9 protein-coding genes are annotated in these 6,789 nt (G+C 63.1%); 7 read left to right on the top strand and 2 right to left on the bottom strand.

From position 1 onward, the window contains the following. The coding region (locus tag ACXAJT_RS02775) for an AMP-binding protein (protein WP_475232733.1) at window positions 1-709 on the bottom strand (709 nt) is incomplete at its 3' end. 454 nt (window positions 710-1,163) lie between these two features. On the opposite strand from ACXAJT_RS02775, the gene ACXAJT_RS02770 reads away from it, so the two are divergent. From ACXAJT_RS02770 to ACXAJT_RS02750, 5 genes are all read left to right on the top strand, one after another. Continuing rightward, a complete protein-coding gene (locus ACXAJT_RS02770; RefSeq protein WP_475232731.1) occupies window positions 1,164-2,177 on the top strand; it encodes a C4-dicarboxylate TRAP transporter substrate-binding protein in 1,014 nt (337 codons plus the stop codon). Between the two features lie 94 nt (window positions 2,178-2,271). Then, entirely contained in the window at window positions 2,272-2,904 is a 633-nt protein-coding gene (locus ACXAJT_RS02765) for a TRAP transporter small permease subunit (protein WP_475232730.1), read from the top strand. Then, entirely contained in the window at window positions 2,901-4,298 is a 1,398-nt protein-coding gene (locus ACXAJT_RS02760) for a TRAP transporter large permease (protein ID WP_475232728.1), read from the top strand. Before ACXAJT_RS02765 ends, ACXAJT_RS02760 begins: the two co-directional genes overlap by 4 nt. Window positions 4,299-4,537: 239 nt before the next feature. Then, window positions 4,538-4,726, top strand: a complete 189-nt coding sequence (locus ACXAJT_RS02755; protein ID WP_475232726.1) for a PLDc N-terminal domain-containing protein — start codon at window positions 4,538-4,540, stop codon at window positions 4,724-4,726. Between the two features lie 30 nt (window positions 4,727-4,756). Beyond that, complete coding sequence (locus tag ACXAJT_RS02750) at window positions 4,757-4,921, top strand: DUF1328 domain-containing protein (RefSeq protein ID WP_475232724.1); 165 nt, start codon at window positions 4,757-4,759, stop codon at window positions 4,919-4,921. A 162-nt stretch (window positions 4,922-5,083) separates the two neighbouring features. Here ACXAJT_RS02750 and ACXAJT_RS02745 read toward each other — a convergent pair whose 3' ends face one another. Further along, entirely contained in the window at window positions 5,084-5,884 is an 801-nt protein-coding gene (locus tag ACXAJT_RS02745; RefSeq protein ID WP_475232721.1) for a response regulator, read from the bottom strand. 77 nt (window positions 5,885-5,961) lie between these two features. On the opposite strand from ACXAJT_RS02745, the gene ACXAJT_RS02740 reads away from it, so the two are divergent. Both ACXAJT_RS02740 and ACXAJT_RS02735 read left to right on the top strand, forming a co-directional pair. Then, window positions 5,962-6,177 (top strand): NepR family anti-sigma factor, encoded by a 216-nt coding sequence (locus tag ACXAJT_RS02740; RefSeq protein ID WP_475232719.1) that lies wholly within the window; start codon window positions 5,962-5,964, stop codon window positions 6,175-6,177. Next, window positions 6,174-6,734, top strand: coding sequence for an RNA polymerase sigma factor (locus ACXAJT_RS02735; protein WP_475232717.1), 561 nt, complete (start codon window positions 6,174-6,176; stop codon window positions 6,732-6,734). Before ACXAJT_RS02740 ends, ACXAJT_RS02735 begins: the two co-directional genes overlap by 4 nt. The last annotated feature ends 55 nt before the right edge of the window (window positions 6,735-6,789 follow it).

Raw genomic sequence — 6,789 nt, 5'->3', positions numbered from 1 at the left:
CATCGATCCAGCTGGTCTGGTCGCCGGTGTGCTTGACGACAAGGCAGCGCACCTTGTCCGAGCAGTGCAGCAACGCGGCGTCGGTATTGGACTTCAGCGCGGTGCGGCGGCCACCGCGCGGGGCGGTGTCGGCGGTGATGACGATCTTGGCGCCGCAGTCGTTGATCCGGTTGGCCAGCGCGTCGGGCGAGAAGCCGGCGAAGACGATGGAATGGATGGCGCCGATGCGGGCGCAGGCGAGCATGGCATAGGCCGCCTCGGGGATCATCGGCAGGTAGATCACCACGCGGTCGCCGCGCATGACGCCCTGGCTCAGCAGGACGTTGGCCATGCGGTTCACCTTGTCGTAAAGCTCGGCATAGGTGATGTGCTGCGCCGGGTCGGCGGGCTCGTCGGGCTCGAAGATGATCGCGGTCTGGTTGGCGCGTTCGGGCAGGTGGCGGTCGATGCAGTTGTGCGCGACGTTCAACACGCCGTCCTCGAACCACTTGATGTCGACCTTGCCGAACTCAAAGCAGGTGTTCTTGATCTTCGTCGGCCGCGCCATCCAGTCCAGACGCTGCGCCTGATCTGCCCAGAACCCATCGGGATCGGTAATCGAGTGCGCGTACATCTCTTCATATTGGGCCGCGTTCACATGGGCGCTCTTGGCGAACTCCTCGGACGGGGCATAGGTCCCGGCGGGCGCAGTCTGGGCGTCGTCTTTCATGAGGTCCTCCCTAGGTCCATTCTCTTCGATGTCGCCGTGCGACACTGTCCATCCCTGGCAATGATCATACCTCAGTTCGAAAATATTTGAATAAGGCGCGGTAAACTAAGATTTTTTTTGTAAATCATTTGCCCTGCGCTGCAGCATTTTGTAAAAATGTTTGCTTTTACGGCGGAAACACATTGCATTCCAATAAGGTGACGCAACGTCGCAAGCCGCGATGGCAGGCATGTGCCGCGCGTGCCGGCGCTGGCGACGGGTGTGACAGTTTGATGCAGTGTGCCACGGTATACCATGTTTGCGCCCAACCTGCGCGGACCCGTGGGGCGGGCAGCGGGGCTAGCGCGACTCGCCTGTTGCGTGACGTAGGGGCATGGAGGGTTGCGCGATGATCTGCTTTGGCTAAGCATAAGCGCCAAGGCGGTCCAGAGTTCCGCCACAACGGGAGGAAATCATGAAAAATCTTACGACCACGCTCAGCGTGGCCGCACTCACCGCGGCATTTGCCACCGAAGCCATGGCGACGGAATGGAACGTCTCGCTCTGGGGCAAACGCCGCGAGTTCACCGAGCATGTGCACAAGATCGCAGAACTGGTCGAAGAGAAAACCGGCGGCGAGTTCACCATGAACATCTCCTATGGCGGTCTCAGCAAGAACACCGAAAACCTCGACGGCATTTCCATCGGCGCCTTCGAGATGGCGCAGTTCTGCGCTGGCTACCACCCCGACAAGAACCGCGCGATCACAGTGCTGGAACTGCCGTTCCTCGGGGTTGAGACGCTGGAGCAGGAGCGGGCGGTCAGCCGCGCGGTCTATGGCCATCCGGCAGTGGCCGAGGAAATGGAGCAGTGGAACGCCAAGCTGCTGATGACCACGCCGATGCCGCAGTACAATATCGTCGGCACCGGCGATGCCCGCGACACGCTGGAAAGCTTCGACGGCATGCGCGTGCGCGCCACCGGCGGCATCGGCCGCGCCTTCGAAGCGGTGGGCGCGGTGCCCACCTCGGTCACCGCGACCGAGGCTTATCAGGCGATGGAGGCCGGCGTCGTCGACACCGTCAGCTTTGCCCAGCACGCGCACCTTAGCTTTGGCACGATCAACGAGGCCGACTGGTGGACCGCCAACCTCAACCCCGGCACGGTGAACTGCCCGGTGGTGGCCAATATCGATGCCTACGAGTCGCTGTCGGACGAAGAGCGCGCGGCGCTCGACAGCTCGGTCGAAGAGGCGCTCGACTATTATATCGAGACCTACGGCAAGCTGCTGGCGAAATGGGATGGCGTGCTCGACGAAAAGGGTGTCGAGAAGGTGGTCTATTCCGACGAAGAACTGGCCAAATTCGCCGAGGTGGCCCAGCCCATCCACGATGCATGGATCGAAGACATGAGCGCGCAGGGCCTGCCGGCGCAGGAGCTTTACGATCTGGTGACCGGCACGCTGGCCGAGGCCAAGGCCGGAAACTGATCGCCGCGTAGCACGCGTTTGGCCGCCCCGCATGACGGGGCGGCCTTGTTGATCGGACGGGTCCGCAGGGACCAGGAAAGGGACAGGGGGACAGATGGCCGGAGCATCCGCGGTGCTTGCCGACGACTCGCTGCTGTCGCGCCTCGACCGGGGGCTCGAGCGTCTGGAGCGGGGCTTTGCCTTTCTCTCCGGCCTCGGCGCCTTCGCTCTGATGGTGCTGGCGGTGGTCTCGGTGGTGGGGCGCAATTTCTTCAACATGCCGCTGCGCGGCTATGTCGACTGGATCGAGATGGCGATGCCGCTGATCGCCATCCTTGGCATTTCCTTTGTGCAGCGGCAGGGCGGGCACATACGGATGGACATCCTCGTGGGGCAACTCAAGGGGCGGCCGCTGTGGCTGGCCGAAACCATCACCACGCTGGCGATCCTGCTGCTGATGCTGGCGCTGGTCTGGGGCACTTGGGCGCATTTCGACCGCAGCTTCGATCTGACCAAACCGATGTGGTCGCGCGACAGCACGATCGATCTTGGCCTGCCGCTCTGGCCGGCCAAGCTGATCGTGCCGGTGGCCTTTTCGGTGATGTGCCTGCGGCTTGTGCTGCAACTCTGGGGCTATCTGCGCGCGCTGGTGCTTGGGCTCGACAGCCCGGTGGCGGTGCCTCTGGTGCAGAGCGTTGCCGAACAGGCCGCGGCCGAGGCGGAACATATTCAAGGGCATGACGCATGAGCTCCATCGAGATCGGACTTTGGGTCACCGGTGGCCTTTTCGTGCTGGTGGTGCTGGGCATGCGCGTGGCCTTCGCCGCGGGACTGGCCGGGCTGGTGGGCCTGCTGTGGGTGTTCTGGTCAAAGAAGGGCTATGACCCCGAAGAACTGGGCTGGGCGCTGACCGTGGCGGTAAAGACCGCCGGACAGGTGCCGCATGGCAAGGTCGCGAGCCAGGCGCTCAGCCTCATCCCCACCTTCATCCTCATCGGCTATCTTGCCTATTACGCCGGGCTGACCAAGGCGCTCTTCGAGGCGGCGAAACGCTGGCTGGCGTGGGTGCCCGGAGGACTGGCTGTCTCCACCGTCTTCGCCACCGCGGGCTTTGCCGCCGTGTCGGGCGCGAGTGTGGCGACGGCAGCGGTCTTTGCCCGTATCGCCATCCCCGAGATGCTGAAGATAGGCTACGACAAGCGCTTCGCCGCAGGGGTCGTGGCGGCAGGTGGCACGCTGGCCAGCCTCATTCCGCCCTCGGCGATCCTTGTGATCTACGCCATCATCGTCGAGCAGGATGTGGGCAAGCTGCTGCTGGCGGGCTTTGTGCCCGGGGTGTTTTCGGCGGTGGTCTATGCGCTGCTGATCATCGGGCTGGCGCTGGCGCTGCCGAAGTTCGGCCCGCCGGTGCGCGGCTTCACATGGCGCCAGCGCTTTGCCGCGTTGCCGCCGGCGCTGCCGATCGTGGCGGTGGTCGTGATCATCATCTTCTTTGTCTACAACCCTTTCGGCGACGCTTGGGGCACGCCGACCGAAGGCGGCGCGGTGGGCGCCTTCATCGTCTTCCTGATGGCGCTCTTGCGCGGCATGCGCTGGCGCGAGTTGAAGGACGCGCTGATCGAGACCGCCAAGCTGGCGATCATGATCTTCACCATCATCTGGGGCGTGCTGATCTACGTGCGCTTCCTTGGCTTTGCCGATCTGCCGGGCGCGTTTGCCGACTGGATCACCTCGCTGCAATACCCGCCGCTGATGATCCTCGTGTGCATCCTGCTGGCCTACGCGGTGCTGGGCATGTTCATGGACGCCATTGGCATGCTGCTGCTGACCTTGCCGGTGGTCTACCCGGCGGTGATGGCGCTGAACGGGGGCGAGGGGGTCTCGGCAGCCGAGAGCGCCTTTGGCATGTCGTCAGAGATGTGCGCGATCTGGTTCGGCATCCTCGTGGTGAAGATGGCCGAGTTCTGCCTGATCACCCCGCCGATTGGTCTAAACTGTTTTGTCGTCGCGGGCGTGCGGCCCGAATTGTCGGTGCAGGACGTGTTCCGCGGCGTGACGCCGTTCTTCATCGCCGACGCGGTGACCATCGCGCTGCTGGTGGCTTTCCCGGCCATCGTGCTCTGGCTGCCCAGCTTTGCCTGATCAGCCCGCCGCCCGGCGATTGCGCCGGGCGGCTCTCGCGCAACCGTGAGGCCACGCGGAACCTTTTTCCCTATTGCGGGTTCTTGATATGAGACGGAACGGCAAGGCGCAGCGCGCGGGACCGGACCGGACAGTCATGTAGCAAGACGGAGCACGCGGACCCCGGTTCGCGGGGCCGGGGCCCTTGGGCGCCGGGCTGGCAGAATGCGCCTGCCGTCATGATCAAGGGAGATCTCGTCATGGAATTCGCAGGTATCGGCGGCTTCATCGTTTTGGTTCTGGACATCTGGGCGATCGTCTCGGTGCTCGGATCGCGCGCAAGCACCGGCTCCAAGGTGCTTTGGACGCTGCTCATCCTCATCCTGCCGCTGCTGGGCTTCATCATCTGGCTGATCGCCGGCCCCAAGTCGAGCCGCGCCACTGTCTGATCTACGACTGAATATACGGAGGAAAAATCAATGCTTTACTGGGCGCTTCTCTTTTTCGTCGTGGCCATCGTGGCCGCAATTTTCGGCTTTGGCGGCATCGCCTCGGCCTCGGCAGGCATCGCACAGGTGTTGTTCTTCATCTTCCTGGTGCTTTTCGTGGTGACCTTGATCATGCGCTTCGTGCGCAAAACCTGATGCCGATGGGCGGTGCACGTCGCCGCCCACGCTTTTCTCTCACCACATCAGGTTTCTCTGGCAAGTCATTGCGAAATAAGAAAACCCCGCCAAATGGCGGGGTTTTCAATGACCGCAGGGCGGGTCTCTGGCCGGTGGGCGGCACCAAGACCCAATCTGCGTTCAGGCCTTGAGCGTTTCCGTCGACGAAAAGAACATCGCCTGGCTGACAGCCGAGCGGACCTGCTCTTCCGAGTAGGGCTTGGAGATCAGGAACGCCGGTTCCGGGCGCTCGCCGGTCAGCAGACGTTCGGGGAAGGCGGTGATGAAGATCACCGGACGATCGCCGAGCGCGCCGAGAATGTCGTTCACCGCGTCGATGCCCGAGGAGTTGTCGGCAAGCTGAATGTCGGCCAGCACGAGGTCCGGCGTTTCTTTCTGTGCCAGTTCGATCGCCGCGCTGCGGGTGCGGGCAACGCCGGTGACCCGGTGGCCCAGATCGGCAACGATGCTTTCAAGGTCCATGGCGATGATCGCCTCGTCCTCGATGATCAGCACACGGCCAGTGACCGCGTCCGCCATTTCCTGACGCGCAAGGTTCACAAGCTCGGCCACTTCGGATTCAGAGATCTGCATGATCTCTCCGACCTCGGCCAGATCGAACTCTTCGATGGTGTGCAGCAGCAGTGCCTCGCGGCTGTTCGCCGTCAGTTTCGACAGGCGGGACTGCGCTTTGGCCAGCGGCCCTTCGTTCTCGTCGGTGACCGGCGCGCCGGTGCTCGCCCAGATGCCGTGGAACACGTGGAACAGGCCGACCTTGGGCGAGGAGGCCGATGAAATGCCTTCACGATCCGCAAGGATCGCTTCCAGGGTCGCCGCTGCATAATTGTCGCCGGTGGTCTGACTGCCCGTCAGCGCGCGCGCGTAGCGACGAAGGTAGGGAAGGACCGCTCCGATAGTCTGGCCCAAATCGCCCTGTGTCATGAATACGTCCTTTTTTCGCTTTTCTCGGGAACCAAACGCCAGACCTCGGCATTGGTTCCCTGATACGGCAAAGATAGATGCAGAAAATACCCCTCTGCAAAGGCAAGGATCGAACGGCGGCAATGGCACAAACGCGGCACAAAGACAAAGAGGCAGAAGTCATCGACGAAAATCTTCGGCGGGTCTATCAGGACATGCTCGAAGAAAAAGTCCCTGACCGGTTCCTCGACCTGATCGCGCAACTGCGCGAACAGGACGACAACGGTGGCACCCAAGGCGGGGACAATGCATGAGTTCCGATCCGCGTGACGAGATCGTCGATCACCTCCCGGCGCTGCGCGCCTTCGCTTTTTCGCTGACCCGCAACTCTGCGCTGGCCGACGACATGGTGCAGGACACGCTGGTCAAAGCCTGGACCAAGATCAACACATTCGAGCAGGGCACCAATATGCGCGCCTGGCTCTTCACCATCCTGCGCAACACCTATTACTCGAACCGCCGCAAGGCCGGGCGCGAGGTCTCGGACGCGGAAGGTGTTTTCACCGAAAGCCTGTCGGAGAAGCCGGCGCATGACGGTCGCCTGCAGATGACCGATTTCCGCCGTGCCTTCGGCCAACTGACCGACGAACAGCGCGAGGCGCTGATCCTCGTCGGCGCGCAGGGCTTTGCCTACGAAGAGGCGGCAGAGACCTGCGGCGTTGCGGTGGGCACGATCAAAAGCCGGGTGAACCGCGCGCGGGCGCGGCTGGCGGAACTGCTGGAACTGGACGAACACGACCGGCTCGAGCTGACCGATCAGGCCACGATGGCCGTGGTCTCGGGCGCCCGTCCCAGCGGTGCGATGGGCTAAGCAGCCTTCATGTGTCAAGGTCCGGTGCCCGTTGGCGGGCGCCGGTGTAAGAACC

Source organism: Salipiger sp. ABF4_146, from assembly GCF_056161345.1.
The sequence above is the reverse complement of the archived record's forward strand: the minus strand, read 5'-3'. Positions and strand labels throughout refer to the sequence as shown.